The sequence below is a fragment of the Streptomyces sp. NEAU-174 genome (assembly GCF_052665095.1).
This window is the reverse complement of record NZ_JBQTCE010000018.1, coordinates 13734-30650: the sequence shown is the minus strand read 5'-3', so window position 1 is coordinate 30650 and position 16917 is coordinate 13734. Positions and strand designations below refer to the sequence as shown.

17 protein-coding genes are annotated in these 16917 nt (G+C 71.5%); 10 read left to right on the top strand and 7 right to left on the bottom strand.

What is annotated here, in order from left to right:
• Positions 1-109: 109 nt before the first annotated feature.
• Entirely contained in the window at positions 110-907 is a 798-nt protein-coding gene (locus ACT2CW_RS39345) for an IclR family transcriptional regulator (protein ID WP_051573957.1), read from the bottom strand.
• 151 nt (positions 908-1058) lie between these two features.
• Here ACT2CW_RS39345 and ACT2CW_RS39340 point away from each other — a divergent pair, with 151 nt between their 5' ends.
• A complete protein-coding gene (locus ACT2CW_RS39340) occupies positions 1059-1421 on the top strand; it encodes a bifunctional 3-phenylpropionate/cinnamic acid dioxygenase ferredoxin subunit (RefSeq protein ID WP_037964133.1) in 363 nt (120 codons plus the stop codon).
• Entirely contained in the window at positions 1418-2620 is a 1203-nt protein-coding gene (locus ACT2CW_RS39335) for an NAD(P)/FAD-dependent oxidoreductase (RefSeq protein WP_445520063.1), read from the top strand. The genes ACT2CW_RS39340 and ACT2CW_RS39335 overlap by 4 nt, the downstream gene beginning before the upstream one ends.
• On the opposite strand, the gene ACT2CW_RS39330 is transcribed toward ACT2CW_RS39335, so the two are convergent.
• Complete coding sequence (locus ACT2CW_RS39330) at positions 2568-2996, bottom strand: hypothetical protein (protein WP_445520062.1); 429 nt, start codon at positions 2994-2996, stop codon at positions 2568-2570. The two genes, ACT2CW_RS39335 and ACT2CW_RS39330, sit on opposite strands and share 53 nt — an antisense overlap.
• A 354-nt stretch (positions 2997-3350) precedes the next feature.
• Here ACT2CW_RS39330 and ACT2CW_RS39325 point away from each other — a divergent pair, with 354 nt between their 5' ends.
• Genes ACT2CW_RS39325 through ACT2CW_RS39310 form a run of 4 tightly spaced genes read left to right on the top strand, consistent with a single transcriptional unit; the run spans position 3351 to position 7466 of the window.
• Entirely contained in the window at positions 3351-6059 is a 2709-nt protein-coding gene (locus ACT2CW_RS39325) for a nitrate- and nitrite sensing domain-containing protein (RefSeq protein WP_445520061.1), read from the top strand.
• Positions 6056-6484 (top strand): roadblock/LC7 domain-containing protein, encoded by a 429-nt coding sequence (locus ACT2CW_RS39320; RefSeq protein ID WP_020873578.1) that lies wholly within the window; start codon positions 6056-6058, stop codon positions 6482-6484. Before ACT2CW_RS39325 ends, ACT2CW_RS39320 begins: the two co-directional genes overlap by 4 nt.
• A 15-nt stretch (positions 6485-6499) precedes the next feature.
• On the top strand, positions 6500-6895 hold the full coding sequence (locus tag ACT2CW_RS39315; RefSeq protein ID WP_020873579.1) for a DUF742 domain-containing protein: 396 nt from the start codon (positions 6500-6502) through the stop codon (positions 6893-6895).
• Positions 6876-7466 carry a GTP-binding protein gene (locus tag ACT2CW_RS39310; protein ID WP_445520060.1) on the top strand — a complete coding sequence of 197 codons (591 nt, stop codon included), beginning with the start codon at positions 6876-6878 and terminating at the stop codon, positions 7464-7466. The genes ACT2CW_RS39315 and ACT2CW_RS39310 overlap by 20 nt, the downstream gene beginning before the upstream one ends.
• 94 nt (positions 7467-7560) lie before the next feature.
• On the opposite strand, the gene glpK is transcribed toward ACT2CW_RS39310, so the two are convergent.
• From glpK to ACT2CW_RS39290, 4 genes are all read right to left on the bottom strand, one after another.
• Positions 7561-9093: a glycerol kinase GlpK gene (gene glpK / locus ACT2CW_RS39305; protein ID WP_164436277.1), complete on the bottom strand. Its 1533-nt coding sequence runs from the start codon at positions 9091-9093 to the stop codon at positions 7561-7563.
• Positions 9094-9107: 14 nt separating this feature from the next.
• Positions 9108-9872 carry an MIP/aquaporin family protein gene (locus tag ACT2CW_RS39300; protein ID WP_445520059.1) on the bottom strand — a complete coding sequence of 255 codons (765 nt, stop codon included), beginning with the start codon at positions 9870-9872 and terminating at the stop codon, positions 9108-9110.
• Between the two features lie 313 nt (positions 9873-10185).
• The gene (locus tag ACT2CW_RS39295) at positions 10186-11376 is read right to left on the bottom strand and encodes a lipid-transfer protein (RefSeq protein ID WP_086880341.1); all 1191 of its coding nucleotides are present in this window, start codon (positions 11374-11376) and stop codon (positions 10186-10188) included.
• Positions 11373-11822, bottom strand: coding sequence for a Zn-ribbon domain-containing OB-fold protein (locus ACT2CW_RS39290; protein WP_182467919.1), 450 nt, complete (start codon positions 11820-11822; stop codon positions 11373-11375). Before ACT2CW_RS39290 ends, ACT2CW_RS39295 begins: the two co-directional genes overlap by 4 nt.
• A 153-nt stretch (positions 11823-11975) precedes the next feature.
• Between ACT2CW_RS39290 and ACT2CW_RS39285 the strand changes: the two genes are divergently transcribed.
• From ACT2CW_RS39285 to ACT2CW_RS39270, 4 genes are all read left to right on the top strand, one after another.
• On the top strand, positions 11976-13091 hold the full coding sequence (locus ACT2CW_RS39285) for an ABC transporter ATP-binding protein (RefSeq protein ID WP_445520058.1): 1116 nt from the start codon (positions 11976-11978) through the stop codon (positions 13089-13091).
• A gap of 91 nt (positions 13092-13182) precedes the next feature.
• Positions 13183-14364, top strand: a complete 1182-nt coding sequence (locus ACT2CW_RS39280) for an ABC transporter substrate-binding protein (RefSeq protein WP_182467917.1) — start codon at positions 13183-13185, stop codon at positions 14362-14364.
• A 1-nt stretch (position 14365) separates the two neighbouring features.
• Positions 14366-15211 carry an ABC transporter permease gene (locus ACT2CW_RS39275; RefSeq protein WP_182467916.1) on the top strand — a complete coding sequence of 282 codons (846 nt, stop codon included), beginning with the start codon at positions 14366-14368 and terminating at the stop codon, positions 15209-15211.
• Between the two features lie 47 nt (positions 15212-15258).
• Positions 15259-16071: an ABC transporter permease gene (locus ACT2CW_RS39270; protein WP_020873588.1), complete on the top strand. Its 813-nt coding sequence runs from the start codon at positions 15259-15261 to the stop codon at positions 16069-16071.
• Positions 16072-16086: 15 nt separating this feature from the next.
• Here ACT2CW_RS39270 and ACT2CW_RS39265 read toward each other — a convergent pair whose 3' ends face one another.
• The gene (locus tag ACT2CW_RS39265) at positions 16087-16887 is read right to left on the bottom strand and encodes a M15 family metallopeptidase (protein ID WP_445520057.1); all 801 of its coding nucleotides are present in this window, start codon (positions 16885-16887) and stop codon (positions 16087-16089) included.
• Positions 16888-16917: the final 30 nt, after the last annotated feature.

Here is a 16917-nt window from a genome sequence, read left to right as displayed (position 1 = left end):
GGGAAATTCGCGTAGCTCGCACGCCTTCACGGAACGCCTGGGCACAGACGCGACGAGGGGGCCGGAGTCGTCCGGCCCCCTCGTCGGGTGGGTGGGGTGGTGGGGTGATTCAGCCAGGGAAGCCCATCCGCCGGGACAGCTCCTCGGCGGTCTTCACGGCGTACTCGGCCAGATCGGGAAGCCGGCTCTGGGCCATCCGGTACGCCGGCCCGGAGACGCCGATCGCCCCCATGACCGCGCCGTCGTGGCCGCGCACCGGCGCCGCCACCGCGTTCAGCCCGATCTCCAGCTCCTCGCACGAGTAGGCGAATCCGCGCTCGGCCGCCGTCTCCAGCTGCTGCCGCAGCTCGGCGGCGGTGGTGATGGTGTGCTCGGTGAACCGCGGCAGCTTCCGGGTCACCAGCCGCTCCCGGCGCTCGCCCGACAGATGTGCGAGCAGCACCTTGCCGCTCGCGGTCGCGTGCAGCGCGGTGCGCCGCCCCAGCCAGTTGAAGGCGGTCACCGCGGCGGCGCCGCGCGCCTGCATGATGTTGACCGCCGCGTCCCCGTCCAGGACGGCGATATTGGCCGTCTCGCCGGTCTCGTCGGCCAGCGCCCGGCACACCGGGGCGCCCTCCTGTGAGATGTCCAGGCGGATGGCGGCGGCGCCCGCGAGTCTGAGCACCCCGGCGCCCAGGTAGTACTTCCCCCGGTCGCGTTCCTGCCCGACGAGTCCGCGGTTCTCCAGGACGCCGAGCAGCCGGAAGGCGGTCGACTTGTGGACCCCCAGCTCGTCGGCGATCTCGGTCACTCCGGCCTCGCCGAGTCTGGCAAGGATCTCCAGGACGCTGACCGCCCTGTCCACGGACTGCACTGCCCCGGAAGCCCCCCGCTTGTCCTCGGCCCGATCCTCGGTCGTGTTCGTCATGGTTCTGATCTCACCATCCGACGGCTCTGCGTGGGGCCCCTCGGGCCGGGGAACTCTTGACGGCTGCCTTCCCGATCTGGATTCTGTTGCGCATCGCGCTTTTCAGTGCACTATCCACAACGCATGATACCGATCAACGTGAGGGGGGCCAATGATTCCCGTCTGCCGTATCGAGGACCTGCCGGAGGGTGAGTCGGTGCGTATCGAGGCCGGCGACACCACCGCGCCGATCGCGGTGTTCCACACCGACGGTGCGTTCTACGCCATCGACGACACTTGCAGCCACCAGGACGCCTCCCTCTCCGACGGGTGGCTGGAAGGCTGCTACGTGGAATGCCCGCTGCACGCCGCGCTGTTCGATCTGCGATCCGGCGAGCCGACCTGTCTGCCCGCCCGTAAGCCCGTACGGACCCACGCTGTCACGGTCGTGGACGGAATGCTGTATGTCCACCCCGCGACCCAGATCGTTCCCGGTCAGCCCGTGCACGCGGCGCCGGAAGAAGCCGTGGCATGACGGCGGCCAGGACGGTCACCGTGGTCGGGGCCTCGCTCGCGGGTCTGCACGCCGCGCGGGGCCTGCGCACCCACGGATTCGACGGGCGGCTGGTCATCGTCGGCGAGGAGCACCACCGCCCCTATGACCGCCCGCCGCTGTCCAAGGAGTTCCTGACCGGGGACGGCGACCCGGGCGAGGGCCTGGGGCCGCTCGCCCTCACCGACCCCGAGGAGGAGGCCGAGCTGGACGCCGAGTGGCTGCTTGGCGTCCGGGCCGAGGCGCTGGACGCCGCGGCCGGGGAGATCCGTCTCACCGGCGGCCGTGCCCTGCGCACCGACGGCGTCGTCATCGCCACCGGCGCCACGCCCAGGACGCTGCCCCTCCCGCCGCTGGACGGGGTGCACACCCTGCGCACCCTCGACGACGCGCTCCGGCTCCGCGCCGAGCTGCGCGCGGGCGCCGAGCGGGCGGTGGTGATCGGCGCGGGCTTCATCGGCGCCGAGGTGGCCTCGTCCTGTGCCGCCCTCGGACTCGACGTCACCGTCGTGGAGGCCGCGCCGCTGCCGCTGGTGCCCCAACTGGGCGAGGAGATGGCCCGGGTGTGCGCCGGGCTGCACACCCGGGGCGGGGCCACCCTGCTGTGCGGCGCCGGTGTGGCCGGTCTGCGCGGAACCGGCCGGGTCACCGGTGTGGAGCTCACCGACGGGCGGGTGCTGCCCGCCGATGTGGTGGTCGTCGGCGTCGGGGTGCGCCCCGTCACCGAGTGGCTGGAAGGCTCCGGTCTGGCCCTGGACGACGGGGTGCGGTGCGACGCGGGCTGTGTCACCGCGCTGCCAGGCGTCGTGGCCGTCGGGGACGTGGCCCGGCTGGACCAGCCGGGCACCGCCCGCACCGTCCGGGCCGAGCACTGGACCAGCGGCATGCTCCAGGGCGCCGTGGCCGCCCGCAATCTGCTCGCCGGATCCACCGTCGAACGCTTCGACGCGCTCCCCTACTTCTGGTCCGACCAGTACGGCGCGCGCATCCAGTACGCCGGGCGGCGCGAATCCGGGGACACGGTCCGGATCGTCGAGGGTGACCCGGCCGAGGGCGGCGGCTTCCTCGCCGTCTACGAACGGAACGGGATTCCCACCGCCGCCCTCGGCGTGGACCGGCCCCGGCCCTTCATGCGGCTGCGCCGCGAGCTGGCCCGTGCTCCGCAGCCGGCCGGGAGGTGACCGTCGGGTCCGCCTCCCGGGCCCGCTCCCGGCGGCGCAGGCGGCGCATCTCGCGTGCCGTGCTGCTGGGCCGGGACACCACCCCGTAGCGCTGGCGCCAGACCTGACGGGTCACCCACACGTCCAGCACCCCCCAGGTCGCCACCACCGTGCTCGCCACCGTGGCGAGCACGACGGGGAAGGCGGACCACGAGCCCGCCAGGGTGCACAGCAGGGCGACCATCACCTCCACCAGAGTCACGGCGATGATGATGACCGCCCGCACCGCCGCCGTACGGACGGGATCGGGCAACCGCCGCCTGCGCGCCGGCTCCTCGGTCCACAACGGCCGGACCCCCTGCGCCGGGATGTCGCGATCCTTGTCCATCGCGTCCATGACGCTCCCACCCCTTTCCATGCTCTGCCCCGGTGCGGCCGAGTCAGATAGCGGGACTTGGGTCGTATGCCCCCCTAGTGTGCCCCGTTGGATCACGAATGGCACCGACCCCGGGTTCCCCTGGGGAGGGGAAAACAAGCCAAGCGCCGCCGAATGGCCGTATGCGGGGTCGCCGAGCGGTGGGCGGTAAGTCGGGGAATCGCCCGACAACTCCTGATCACGGACCGTAAGGGACTCCCTGCATCAAGTGGACACGCCTTCGATCTGTCCAACCGGCAGTAGTAGGCTCGCGCCCGCTCGATGTCGGAACTCGGAACCCCGCCCCTGGAATTCGGGGTTGACGTTAGGGAGGCCATGCGCTTTCGCGGTAAGTCCATCCGCAGGAAGATCGTGGCGCTGTTGCTGGTGCCGCTCGTGTCACTGACGGCGATCTGGGCGTTCGCCACTGTGATCACCGGTCGCGAGGCAATACAACTGCTGGACGCGTCCGACATCATCGACAAGGCGGGCCAGCCGGCCGAGGACGCGGTGCACGCCGTCCAGAAGGAGCGCCGGCAGACGCTCATCCTGCTGGCCGATCCGCGACAGTCGGACGCCCTGCCCGTACTGCACTCCCTCCAGCGCAAGACCGACCAGGCGATCGACAAGCTGCGGGCCGCCGAGTCGGACGGCGATGTGCACGGCAAGATGAACGACGACTCCGAGGAACAGCTCGACAACATCCTCAAGGCCGCGGACGGACTGGACAGCCTGCGCCGCAAGGTCGAGGACGACGGCATATCCTCGACCCAGGCCTATGAGTATTACAACAAGCTCGTCGACCTCTGCTACACCTTCCGCAGCTCCCTCCACGCGGTGCCCGACACCGACCTCGACAAACAGGGCCGCGCGCTGGTCGCCATGATCCGCGCCCGGGAGGCGCTCTCCCGCGAGGACGCGCTGTACGTCTCGGCGCTGACGGCGCGCAAGATGACGCTGGCGGACCTCCAGGCGATGTCCGACCTCATCGCCGAGCGCACCCTGCTCTACGAGATCAACCTGCCGATCCTCCCCGACTCCGAGCAGAAGGTCTTCGCCGACTACCGGCGCACCAACGCCGCCCCCGCCGCCCTGCGCGTGGCCGAGGGCAAGATCCTCTCCTCGATGGACCCCGCCACGGCCATCACGTCACTGGACCAGGAGCACTGGGAGGCCGCGGCCCAGCCCGTCCTCAACGACTACGACCGGCTGGGCGAGGAGGCCACCGACCGGCTCCAGAAGCGCATCGACCCGGTGGCCAGCAGCGTGATGCTCAAGGCGGGCATTGCCGGCATCCTCGGCCTGGTCGCCCTCATCGTCTCCGTCTTCGTCTCGTTCCGCATCGGCCGCAGCCTGGTCCGCGATCTGTCCCGGCTGCGCCGGGACGCGCAGGAGGTCGCCAGCGTCCGGCTGCCGAGCGTGATGCGCCGCCTGGGCGCGGGCGAGCAGATCGACGTGGAGACCGAGGCGCCCCGGCTGGACTACGGCCCCGATGAGATGGGCCAGGTCGGCCAGGCCCTCAACACCCTCCAGCGGGCCGCCGTCGAGGCCGCCGTCAAACAGGCCGAGCTCCGCCAGGGCGTCTCCGAGGTCTTCGTCAACCTGGCCCGCCGCAGCCAGGTGCTGCTGCACCGTCAGCTCACCCTCCTGGACACCATGGAGCGGCGCACCGAGGACACCGACGAGCTGTCCGACCTGTTCCGCCTCGACCATATGACCACCCGTATGCGGCGGCACGCCGAGGGTCTGGTCATCCTCTCCGGCGCGGCCCCCTCCCGGCAGTGGCGCAAGCCGATCCAGCTGATGGACGTCGTGCGCGCCGCCGTCGCCGAGGTGGAGGACTACGAGCGGATCGAGGTCCGGCGGCTGCCGCGGATCGCGGTCGTCGGCCCGGCCGTCGGCGACCTCACCCACCTCGTCGCCGAACTGCTGGAGAACGCCACCGTCTTCTCGCCGCCGCACACCGCCGTCCAGGTGCACGGCGAGCGGGTCGCCAAGGGCTTCACCCTGGAGATCCACGACCGCGGTCTCGGGATGACGCCCGACGCGCTGCTGGAGGCCAACCTCCGGCTGGCCGAGACCCCCGAGTTCGAGCTGTCCGACACCGACCGGCTCGGGCTGTTCGTGGTCAGCCGGCTCGCCCAGCGGCAGGGGGTGCGGGTCTCGCTCCAGCCCTCCCCGTACGGCGGCACCACGGCCATCGTGCTCATCCCCTCCAACCTGCTCACCGACGAAGGCACCCGGGGGGACACCGACGACCGCGACACCGGCGGCCGTTACGCCGACACCGCGCGGCGCGGCGTGGGCGACGTCCGGCTCGGGCCCGCCGACGAGGCCGGGCCGGCCTCCCCGCTCGCCTCGCTGACCGCGTCCCTGGCGCACGAGGCCCACCACGACGACGCCGACGAGGACGACGAAATGGGCGGCATCTTCCGCGCCCGCGGCCTCAAGGCGCGCCAGTCCGCACGCACCGGACCCGTCCCGTCCACCGTGGAGCAGCACCAGCAGGCTCCGGACGGCCGGGATCCGGAACCGGGCGGCGGCCCCGCGCCGCTGCCCCGCCGTGTCCCACCGGTCCTGGTCGCCGACCACGGCCGGCCGGTCGAGGGCACGTCCGGCGGACGGCACAGCCGTCCGCAGGGCCCGGGACAGCCGTCCTGGGCCGAGCGCTCCGAAGGCGAAGGCCAGGGTCAGGACCAGGGCCGGAGCCAGGACCAGGCCCAGCGCCGCGACCAGGGCCCGCGGCGCACCGGGCCGGAGCGCCGGGGCCCGGAGCAGAGCCCGGTGCCCACCCAGCGGGCGGCCTCCGGCCTCCCCAAGCGGGTACGGCAGGCAAGCCTGGCCCCGCAGCTGAAGAACGACCCCGCGCCCCCGACCGACGACCGAACCCCTGCCGAGATCGATCCCGAGCGCGAAGCCGAGCAGGCGAGGGCCACCATGGCCTCGCTCCAACGGGGTTGGCAGCGCGGTCGGCGGCAGTCGGCCGACGGATCCGGAGGCGCGGGTACAGCACCGGGAACGACATATGAGGGGGACGGTCGATGACCGCATCGAACGCCGCAGCGCCCAACGGATCGCCCAACGCGTCGGGCGAGCTGAACTGGCTGCTGGACGAACTGGTCGGAAGAGTGGGCAGCATCCGCAAGGCGCTGGTGCTCTCGGGGGACGGGCTCCTCACCGGCGGCTCACGCGATCTGTCGCGGGAGGACGGTGAGCACCTGGCCGCCGTGGCCTCGGGCTTCCACAGCCTCGCCAAGGGCGTCGGCCGCCACTTCGACGTCGGCCGGGTCCGGCAGACCATCGTCGAACTCGACGACGCCTTCCTGTTCGTCACCGCGGCCGGTGACGGCAGCTGTCTCGCCGTCCTGGCGGACGCCGACTCCGATGTGGGCCAGATAGCGTACGAGATGACGCTGCTGGTCAAGCGGGTGGGCGTGCATCTGGGCTCGGCTCCGCGCTCCACCGGGTGACGGAGGCCGGGGTAAATGAGCGGAGACCCGGAGCGCGCCGCCCGGTGGTTCGACGACGCGGCGGGACCGGTGGTCAGGCCCTATGCGATGACGCGGGGACGCACCCGCAGCGCCGCCGAGGAGAAGCTGGATCTGATCGCCGTCGTGGTCGCCGACAGCGCGACCCACCGGACCGTGGCCGACCAGACGCTGTCCCCGGAGCACATCGACATCGTCGAGCTGAGCCGGGACAGCCCGCAGTCCGTCGCCGAACTGGCGGCCGAACTCGACCTTCCGATCGGCGTGATCCGTGTGCTCATCGGCGATCTGCTCCACGCCGCACTCGTCCGAGTGTCCCGGCCCGTACCTCCGGCGGAACTGCCGGACGAGAGGATTCTGCGCGAGGTGATCAATGGTCTACGGGCACTCTGACCTGGGCCGCCCTCATATCGTCGAACCGGTCACGCTGAAGATACTGGTGGCCGGCGGCTTCGGGGTGGGCAAGACGACCCTGGTGGGCGCGGTCAGCGAGATCAGACCGCTGCGCACCGAGGAGATCCTCACCGAGGCGGGCCGGCCGGTCGACGACATCGCGGGGGTGGAGTCCAAGACGACCACCACCGTCGCCATGGACTTCGGGCGCATCACGCTCCGCGAGGACCTGGTGCTCTACCTCTTCGGCACACCGGGCCAGGACCGGTTCTGGTTCCTGTGGGACGAGCTGGCCACCGGCGCGCTGGGCGCGGTGGTGCTGGCCGACACCCGCCGTCTCGAGGACTGCTTCGCCGCGATCGACTACTTCGAGCGGCGGGACATCGCCTTCACCGTGGCGGTCAACTGCTTCGAGGGGGCCGACCGCTATCCGGAGGACTTGGTGCGCGACGCGCTGGACCTCGACCCGGGCACCCCGGTCGTCCTGTGCGACGCCCGGGAGCGCGAGTCGGCCAAGCATGTGCTGATCTCGGTGGTGGAGCACGCCATGCTGGCTTCCGCGCGGGGCTGAACGGCACGGCCCGTACCCCGCCGTCCGGGGTACGGGCCGCCGTTCGCGCCGGCGGTACGGGCCGCCGGGTGCGGGTGCCGGGTGCGGCTCAGGCTCAGGAGTCCTCGGCCCGCTGCCCCTCCCGGTGCCAGCCGAAGCTGCGCTCCACCGCCATGCGCCAGTTGCCGTACTCGCGCGTCCGCTCCTCCTCGGTCATCCGCGGGGTCCACTCGGCGTCCCGCTGCCAGTGTGCCCGCAGCTCGTCCAGGTCCTGCCAGGCGCCGGTGGCCAGCCCGGCCGCGTACGCCGCGCCCAGGCAGGTGGTCTCGGCGACCACCGGACGGATCACCGGGACGCCCAGCACATCGGCCTGATGCTGCATCAGCAGATCGTTGGCGGTCATGCCGCCGTCGACCTTGAGCGTGCTGATCCGCACCCCGGAGTCCTGGTACATCGCGTCGACCACCTCGCGCGTCTGCCAGCTGGTCGCCTCCAGGACGGCACGGGCCAGATGCGCCTTGGTGACATAGCGGGTGAGGCCGGTGATCACACCGCGGGCGTCCGAGCGCCAGTACGGGGCGAAAAGACCCGAGAAGGCCGGGACGATGTACGCCCCACCGTTGTCGTCCACGCTTGCGGCGAGCGGTTCGATCTCGTCGGCGGAGCGGATGATGCCCAGCTGGTCGCGGAACCACTGCACCAGCGCGCCGGTGATCGCGATCGATCCCTCCAGGCAGTAGACGGGCCGCTCACCGCCGAGCCGGTAGCCCATCGTGGTCAGCAGCCCGCTCTTGGACGGCACCGGGCGGTCACCGGTGTTCAGCAGCAGGAAGCTGCCGGTGCCATAGGTGTTCTTGGCCTCGCCGACGCCGTAGCAGGTCTGGCCGAAGACGGCGGCCTGCTGATCGCCGAGCGCCGAGGCCACCGGCACACCGGCCAGCTGCCCGACCGCCGTGCCGTACACCTCGGCGGAGGAGCGGATCTCCGGCAGCATCGCCTCGGGCAGGCCCATCGTGGCGAGGATCGAGGTGTCCCACTGGAGGGTCCGCAGATCCATCAGCAGGGTGCGTCCGGCGTTGGTCACATCGGTGACGTGCACTCCGCCGTCGGTGCCGCCGGTGAGGTTCCAGATCAGCCAGGAGTCGATGGTGCCGAAGGCGATCTCGCCCATCTCGGCGCGGCGGCGCAGCCCGGGCACGTGGTCCAGCAGCCAGGCGGCCTTGGGCCCGGAGAAGTAGCTGGCCAGCGGCAGTCCGGTGGTGTCCCGGAAGCGGTCCTGGCCCACCTCGCCGCCGAGTTCCTCGCACAGGCCGGAGGTGCGGGTGTCCTGCCAGACGATCGCGTTGTGCACCGGTTTGCCGGTGCGGCGGTCCCACAGGACCGTCGTCTCGCGCTGGTTGGTGATGCCCAGCGCGGTCAGCTCGTCGGCCCGCAGCCCCGCCTTGGCCAGCGCACCGGCCACCACGGCCTGCACCTTGGACCAGATCTCGGTGGCGTCGTGCTCCACCCAGCCGGGCTTGGGGAAGATCTGGCGGTGCTCGCGCTGGTCGACGGCGACGATCGCGCCGTTCCGGTCGAAGATGATGCAGCGGCTGGACGTGGTGCCCTGGTCGATCGCGGCGACGTAGGTGTCCGTCGGATGCGGCATGGCGTCTCCTTCGGTCAGAAGGCTGCGTTGAAGACGAGACCCGCCAGCACGGCCCCGATCAGCGGGCCCACCACCGGTATCCAGGCGTAACCCCAGTCCGAGGTGCCCTTGTTGGGGATGGGCAGCAGGGCGTGGGCGAGGCGCGGCCCGAGGTCGCGCGCCGGGTTGATGGCGTAGCCGGTGGGCCCGCCCAGGGAGAGGCCGATGCCGACCACCAGGAAGGCGACGAGCAGGACGGAGATGCCCGAGCCGAGGACCACGGTGCCGTGGCCCTCGGTGACCGGGCCGATCCCGATGCCGTCGACCTGGCCGAACGCGAGCAGCGGCAGCACCAGCGCGGCCGTCGCGATGATCTCGGTCACGAGGTTGGCCACCGGGTTCCGGATCTCCGGGACGGTGGAGAAGACCCCGAGCGTGGGCAGGGCGGTCTTCTCATCGGCGTTGGCGGCGAACTGCGCGTAGTACAGCGCCCAGGTCAGCACCGCGCCGATCACGGCGCCCACCATCTGCGCGAGAATGTAGAGCGGCACCTTGTCCCAGTCGCCGGTGTCCACGGCGACGCCCACGGTCACCGCCGGGTTGAGATGGGCGCCGGACAGCGGGGCCGCGGTGTACGCGCCGGCCATGACGCCGAAGCCCCAGCCGAAGGCGATCACGATCCACCCGGCCGACTTGGCCTTGGAGTGGTTCAGGGTGACGGCGGCGCACACGCCGGCGCCGAAGAGAATCAGTATCGCGGTGCCGATGACCTCACCGGTGAAGATGTCCCCATTGCTCATGGCGGCTCCTAGGACCTCGCCCGGGGCGGGTGGCCCCGGTCCTCCGTGCTGGGTCGTTTCGAGCGTGCGGGTGCATCGGAATCGCCCATGGGGGGTGACCGTGGAGAGAGCCTGCGCGCGGCGACGCCGACTGACACCGCAGCAGTGTTCACCGGTGGTCAGGGGGCGTCAAGGTGATGGACGGCAACGGTGTTCGTGACAACCGTAAGGGCGTTGCCCTGGTATCGCCGTCCACTCCGGCCCCACATGGGCACCGGGCGGCCACCGCGCGGCCACCTGGCGGTCACTGGGGAGTCGCTTCTCGGGCGCCCGCTCAGCGGACCGCGACGACCGACGAGCCATGTCCGAACAGCCCCTGGTTGACGGTGATTCCGGCGCGCGCCCCCGGCACCTGCCGCTCGCCCGCCTGCCCGCGCAGCTGCCAGGTCAGCTCACACACCTGGGCGATGGCCTGCGCCGGAACCGCCTCCCCGAAGGAGGCCAGCCCCCCGCTCGGATTGACCGGGATCCGCCCGCCCGGCGCCGTGGCCCCCTCGCGCAGCAGCTTCGCGCCCTCCCCGGGCGCGCACAGCCCCAGGTCCTCGTACCACTCCAGCTCCAGGGCGGTGGACAGGTCGTACACCTCGGCCAGCGACAGATCCTCCGGTCCGAGACCCGCCTCCTCGTACGCCGCCCGCGCGATGGAGGGCCGGAACGGATCGGGGACGGGGGAGCCCGGCGGGGCGGAGTCGGTGGCGATGTCCGGCAGGTCAAGCGCGGTGCGCGGATGGGTGGGGGAGACCGACGAGACCGCGCGGATGCGGACCGGGCGCGCCATCCCGAGCCGCCGCGCCGTCTCCACGCTGCCGAGCACCAGCGCCGCCGCCCCGTCGGAGGTCGCGCAGATGTCCAGCAGCCGCAGCGGATCGGCGACGACCGGCGACGCGGCGACCTCCTCGGCGGTGACGGGGGAGCGGTAGCGGGCGTAACGGTTGGCGGCGCCCGCGGCCGCGTTCTTCACCTTCACCCGCGCGAAGTCCTCGGCCGTGTCGCCGTACAGCGCCATCCGGCGGCGCGCCCAGAGCGCGAAATAGGCCGGGTTGGTGGCGCCCAGCACCCGGAAGCGCAGCCAGTCCGGATCGTCCGGCCGCTCACCGCCCGCGGGGGCGAAGAACCCCTTGGGCGCCGCGTCGGAGCCCACCACCAGAACGGTGTCCGCCATGCCCGACAGGATCTGGGCGCGGGCGGTGTCGATGGCCCGCGCGCCGGACGCGCAGGCCGCGTACACGCTGGTGACGCGGGCGCCCTGCCAGCCCAGCGCCTTGGCGAAGGTCGCGCCCGCGACCTGCCCCGGATAGCCGCAGCGCACGGTGTTGGCGCCGACCACGGACTGGATCGCGGACCACTCGAGCCCGGCGTCCGCGAGCGCGGCCCGCGCCGCCTTGGTGCCGTACTCCACGAAGCCGCGGCCCCACTTCCCCCAGGGGTGCATCCCGGCGCCGAGCACCGCCACCTCACCGGTCATGACGCCTCCCCGGGAACGGGCCGCCAGTGCCAGGTGGTGAGGGTGCGTCCGTCCTCCTCGGCCAGCACCCCCGGCACCACCTCGACCTCCATGCCGATGGCCAGATCGGCCACGGTCACCCCGGGGGCGCCCTGGCCCAGCACCACCATCCGCTCGGCGGCCAGCTCCACGGCGATGAGGGTGTACGGGTGCCAGGTTCGCTCGGGGTCGGACGGGTAGGGGGCGGGTGGCCGGTAGCGGCCGTCGGTGTACGACCACACCCGCCCGCGGCGGGACAGCGGAACCTCCGCCAGCTCGGTGCCCGCGCAGCCCGGGGCGCGGCAGAAGGCGTCCTCCCGGGGGAAGTACACCGCCCCGCAGTCCCGGCAGCACGTTCCCAGCAGCCGGAACTCCCCGCCCTCGGCGGTGAACCACCCGTCGACCACGGGCACACGCGTGGGGGACACGGCCCCTCCCGATACCTCGTAACTGACGATGTGTCAGAAGTGTGGCACGGGGACCGCGGCGCGCGTAACCCCGGTACAGTGACCGCGATCACAGGCCGCGATCACTTGCCGCGATCACGGGCCTGATCAGCCGAAGGGCGAGGGGAGCGGTCGGTGACGGAGACGGAGACCAGGACGCGGACCGGGACCACGACGACGCGCACGGCCGTCCGGCTCGAGGCCGTCACCAAGGACTTCGGCACGGTGCGCGCGGTGGACGCCGTCGATCTCACCGTCCGCGAGGGCGAGTTCTTCTCGCTGCTCGGCCCCTCCGGCTCGGGGAAGACGACGCTGCTGCGGCTGGTCGCGGGGTTCGAACAGCCCACCGCGGGACGTATCGAACTCGCCGGGAACGACGTCACCACGACGCCCCCCAACCGCCGCGACGCGCACACCGTCTTCCAGGACTACGCGCTCTTCCCGCATATGAGCGTCGAGCAGAACGTGGCCTACGCCCTGACCGTGCGCGGGGTCCGCAAGGCCGAGCGGCTCGCCCGCGCCCGCGAGGCGCTGACCACCGTACGGCTGGACGGCTTCGCCGCCCGCCGCCCCGCCGAGCTCTCCGGCGGCCAGCGCCAGCGCGTCGCCCTCGCCCGCGCCCTCGTCGACCGGCCCGCCGTGCTGCTGCTCGACGAACCGCTCGGCGCGCTCGACCTGGCGCTGCGGCAGGAGATGCAGACCGAGCTCAAGGAGTTGCAGCGGACCACCGGCATCACCTTCCTCCTGGTCACCCACGACCAGGACGAGGCGCTGACCATGAGCGACCGCATCGCCGTGGTCCGCGACGGCCGCATCGAGCAGACCGGCCCGCCGGTCGAGGTGTACGAACGCCCCGCCACCGCCTTCGTCGCGGGCTTCGTCGGCACCACCAACCTGCTGCGCGGCGAGGCCGCGGTGCGCGTCGTGGGGCGCCCCGGCACGTACTCCATCCGGCCCGAGCGGATCCTGCTCACGGACTCCGCGAAACCGCCCGCGGAGCCGTCCGCGGACCCGCCCGCGGAGCCGCCTGCCGAAGCCGGGGCAGCCGCCGACGGCCGACGGACCGTCACGGGGCGCGTCACCGACATCGTGCACGCCGGGGCGCACACCCGCTTCACCATCGCGCTTCCGCACGGCGATCGGCTCACCGTGCTCCGCCAGAACCTCGACGGACTCCCTCAATCCGCCCGACTGGACGGCGAGATCGGGCTGTCCTGGGACGAGAAGGACGCCTTCCCGGTCCCGAGTTGACCTTGTCATTGCCGACGGCACCCTGGCGAGGGCCTACCGCCCGCCCGATACTGGCCGGGCCTCAAGTGCCTAGTGGGACGAGGAGGACCGGATGCGGAAACGGAAGACGTCTGCGTGGAGGTCCGCGGCCGCCGTCTGCGCGCTGCTGCTGACCGCGGCCGGATGCGGCTCGGGCGGCGGCGACGACAAGGGCGGCCACGCACCCGACAAGCTCGGTAAGGGCGAAGGCAAGGTCAACATCATCGCCTGGGCCGGCTACGCCGAGGACGGCTCCAACGACCCCAAGGTGGACTGGGTTCACCCGTTCGAGAAGAAGACCGGCTGCCAGGTGAACACCAAGACGGCCGGCACCTCCGACGAGATGGTCTCGCTGATGAAGACCGGGCAGTACGACACGGTCTCCGCCTCCGGCGACGCCACCCTGCGCCTCATCGCCTCCGGCGACGCGGCCCCCGTCAACACCAAGCTGGTGCCCAACTACAAGGACGTCTTCCCGGCCCTCAAAAACCAGCCGTTCAACTCCAAGGACGGCCGGATGTACGGCATTCCGCACGGCCGGGGCGCCAACCTCCTCATGTACCGCACCGACAAGGTGAAGCCCGCGCCCGACTCCTGGCGCGCCGTCTTCGACGACTCCGCGCGGTACTCCGGGCACGTCACCGCCTACGACTCGCCCATCTACATCGCCGACGCCGCGCTCTATCTGATGCGCGCCAAGCCCTCGCTCGGCATCAAGAACCCCTACGCGCTCGACCAGAAGCAGCTCGACGCGGCCGTATCCCTGCTGAAGAAGCAGCACAAGGCGGTGGGGGAGTACTGGAGTGACTACCAGAAGGAGATCACCGCCTTCAAGGGCGGCGACAGCGTCATCGGCACCACCTGGCAGGTCATCGCCAACCTCACCAAGGCCGAGAAGGCCCCGGTCAAGGCGGTGCTCCCCAAGGAGGGCGCCACCGGCTGGTCCGACACCTGGATGGTGTCCGCCAAGGCCGAGCACCCCAACTGCGCCTACAAGTGGCTCGACTGGATCGTTTCGCCCAAGGTCAACGCCCAGGTGGCGGAGTACTTCGGCGAGGCTCCGTCCAACCGTAAGGCGTGCGCCGAGACCTCCGACCCCGACCACTGCGCGATCTTCCACGCGGACGACGAGAAGTACTTCCAGCGCGTCCACTTCTGGACCACGCCCATCAAGGAGTGCCTCGACGGCCGTAAGGACGCCACCTGCACCGACTACGCCCAGTGGACCCGGGCCTGGACGGAGGTCAAGGGCTGAGATGCCCGCCGCGCCCACCTCAGGATCGCGGCTGCGCCTCACCGCGCTCCTCGCCCCGCCCCTGCTCTGGCTGACCCTGGCCTATCTTGGCTCGCTCGCCATCCTGCTGCTGTCGGCCTTCTGGACCACCGACTCGTTCACCTCCGATGTCGTCCACACCTGGAACACCGACAACTTCCACGAGCTGCTGACCACCCCCGTCTACCGCACCATCGCCCTGCGCACCCTGTCCATCGCGGCCGCCGTCACCGTCATCGACGCGCTTCTCGCCCTGCCCATGGCGTTCTGCATGGCGCGGGTCGCGGGGCGGCGGTGGCGGCGGCCGCTGCTGGTCGCCGTGCTCACCCCGCTGTGGGCCGGCTATCTGGTCAAGGCGTACGCCTGGCGGGTCATGCTCGGCGAGGACGGCGTCCTGGGCGCCGCCCTCGCCCCGTTCGGGCTGCACGGGCCCGGCTACGGCACCACCGCCGTCGTCATCGTGCTCGCCTACCTCTGGCTGCCGTACATGATCCTGCCGGTGTACGCGGCCCTCGAACGGCTCCCCGAGCGGATGCTGGAGGCCTCGGCCGACCTCGGCGCCGGCGCCTGGCGGACCCTGCGCTCCGTCGTCCTGCCCGCCGTACGCCCCGCCGTGCTCGCCGGGTCCGTCTTCACCTTCTCGCTCAGCCTGGGCGACTACCTCACCGTGCAGATCGTCGGCGGCAAGACCCAGCTGCTGGGCAATGTCATCGCCTCACAGGTCACCCTGGATCTGCCGATGGCCGCCGCGCTCTCCGCCGTACCCGTGGTCCTCATCGTCTGCTACCTGGCCGCCGTACGCCGTGCGGGCGCCCTCGACTCGCTCTAACTGCTCCAGTCGCCCTAGCCGCTCCAGTCGCCCCAGGAGGTGGGCCCATGCGCCTGTCGCGCACCGCCCGAGTGGTCCTCGGCTGTGTCACCGCGGCCGGCCTCGCGATCGTCTACGTCCCCCTGCTGCTGGTGCTGCTGAACTCCTTCAACGCCGACCGCTCCTTCGGCTGGCCGCCCAGCGGCCTCACCGGACGCTGGTGGCGGGCCGCCCTGCACAGCGACGGCGCCCGCGAGGCCCTGCTCACCTCGCTCAAGGCCGGGCTCGCCGCCACCGCGATCGCCCTGGTCCTGGGCACCCTCGCCGCGTACGCCGTCCACCGGCACCGCTTCTTCGGACGGCGGACCGTGTCCTTCCTGCTCGTCCTGCCGATCGCGCTGCCCGGCATCGTCAGCGGTATCGCCCTCAACGCCGCCTTCCGCACCGTCCTCGACCCGATCGGCATCGGCTTCGGCCTGTTCACGGTGGTCGTCGGGCACGCCACGTTCTGCGTCGTCATCGTCTTCAACAACATCGGCGCCCGGCTGCGCCGTATCGCGCCCTCCCTGGCCGAGGCGTCCGCCGACCTCGGGGCGCGCTCCTGGCAGACCTTCCGGTACGTCACCTTCCCCGCCATGCGCTCCGCGCTCTTCGCGGGCGGACTGCTGGCCTTCGCGCTCTCCTTCGACGAGATCGTCGTCACGACCTTCACCGCCGGGCCCGGCACCCGCACCCTGCCCATCTGGATCTACGAGAACCTGGCCCGCCCCCACCAGGCCCCCGTCGTCAACGTCGTCGCCGCGCTGCTCATCCTGGTGTCCGTGGTGCCCGTGTACATCGCCCAGCGGCTGTCCTCGGACACGGCGGGGGGACGGCTGTGAGGCGCGCTCAGCCGGTCAGCCGCTCAGCGAGCGGCGCGAGACCGGAAAGTCGAAGTACGTGTCCGGGAACAGCTCCGGCTTGAAGGTGTAGTGCCACCACTCCTCGGCCAGATTGACGAACCCGAGCTTCTCCAACGTGCCCTTGAGCAGCAGCCGGTTGGCCCGCTGCACCCCCTTGATGCGCGGATCGAGGGTATGCGAGCGCGTGTCGAAGCAGTCGTAACCCGTGCCCATGTCCACGGAGTTGTCCGGGAAACGGTCCTCCTTGGCCGCGTAGCACGGCACCAGCTTCTCGCCCGGCACATACGGGCGCGTGGGCAGTGCGGGCAGCCGAGCGATCGTCAGATCCACGGTGCTGCCCCGGCTGTGCCCCGACTTCTCGGCGATATAGCCGTCCTCGAACAGCCGCGTCTTGTCGACCTCCGGATAGAACTCGCCCTTCATCCGCTGATCGCCCAGATCCTTGGCCCACTCCACGAAGTCGTTCACCGCGCGCTGCGGCCGATAGCAGTCGTACACCTTCAAGGTGTAGCCGCGCCGCAGCAGTTGACGCTGCGCCCGGTGCAGCGCCTCGGCGGCCGGACGGGTCAGGATGCACATCGGCCGGCGGTATCCGTCCACCGGATCGCCGGTGAAGTTGTGCGGCGTGAAGTACCGGATCTCCTGCCGGATCGTCGGATCGACGTCCCGGAGAGCCACGAACTCCTTCGGAGCCTTGGGCTCCGCCTTCGCCTGCGCCGGGGTGTACGGCGCGACGGCCAGCAGAGCGGCGACGGGCAGAGCGAGCGCACGCAGCGCGACGGCGAGTCTTGGCATGCCCATCACTTATCCCACCGGGAGAAGCGA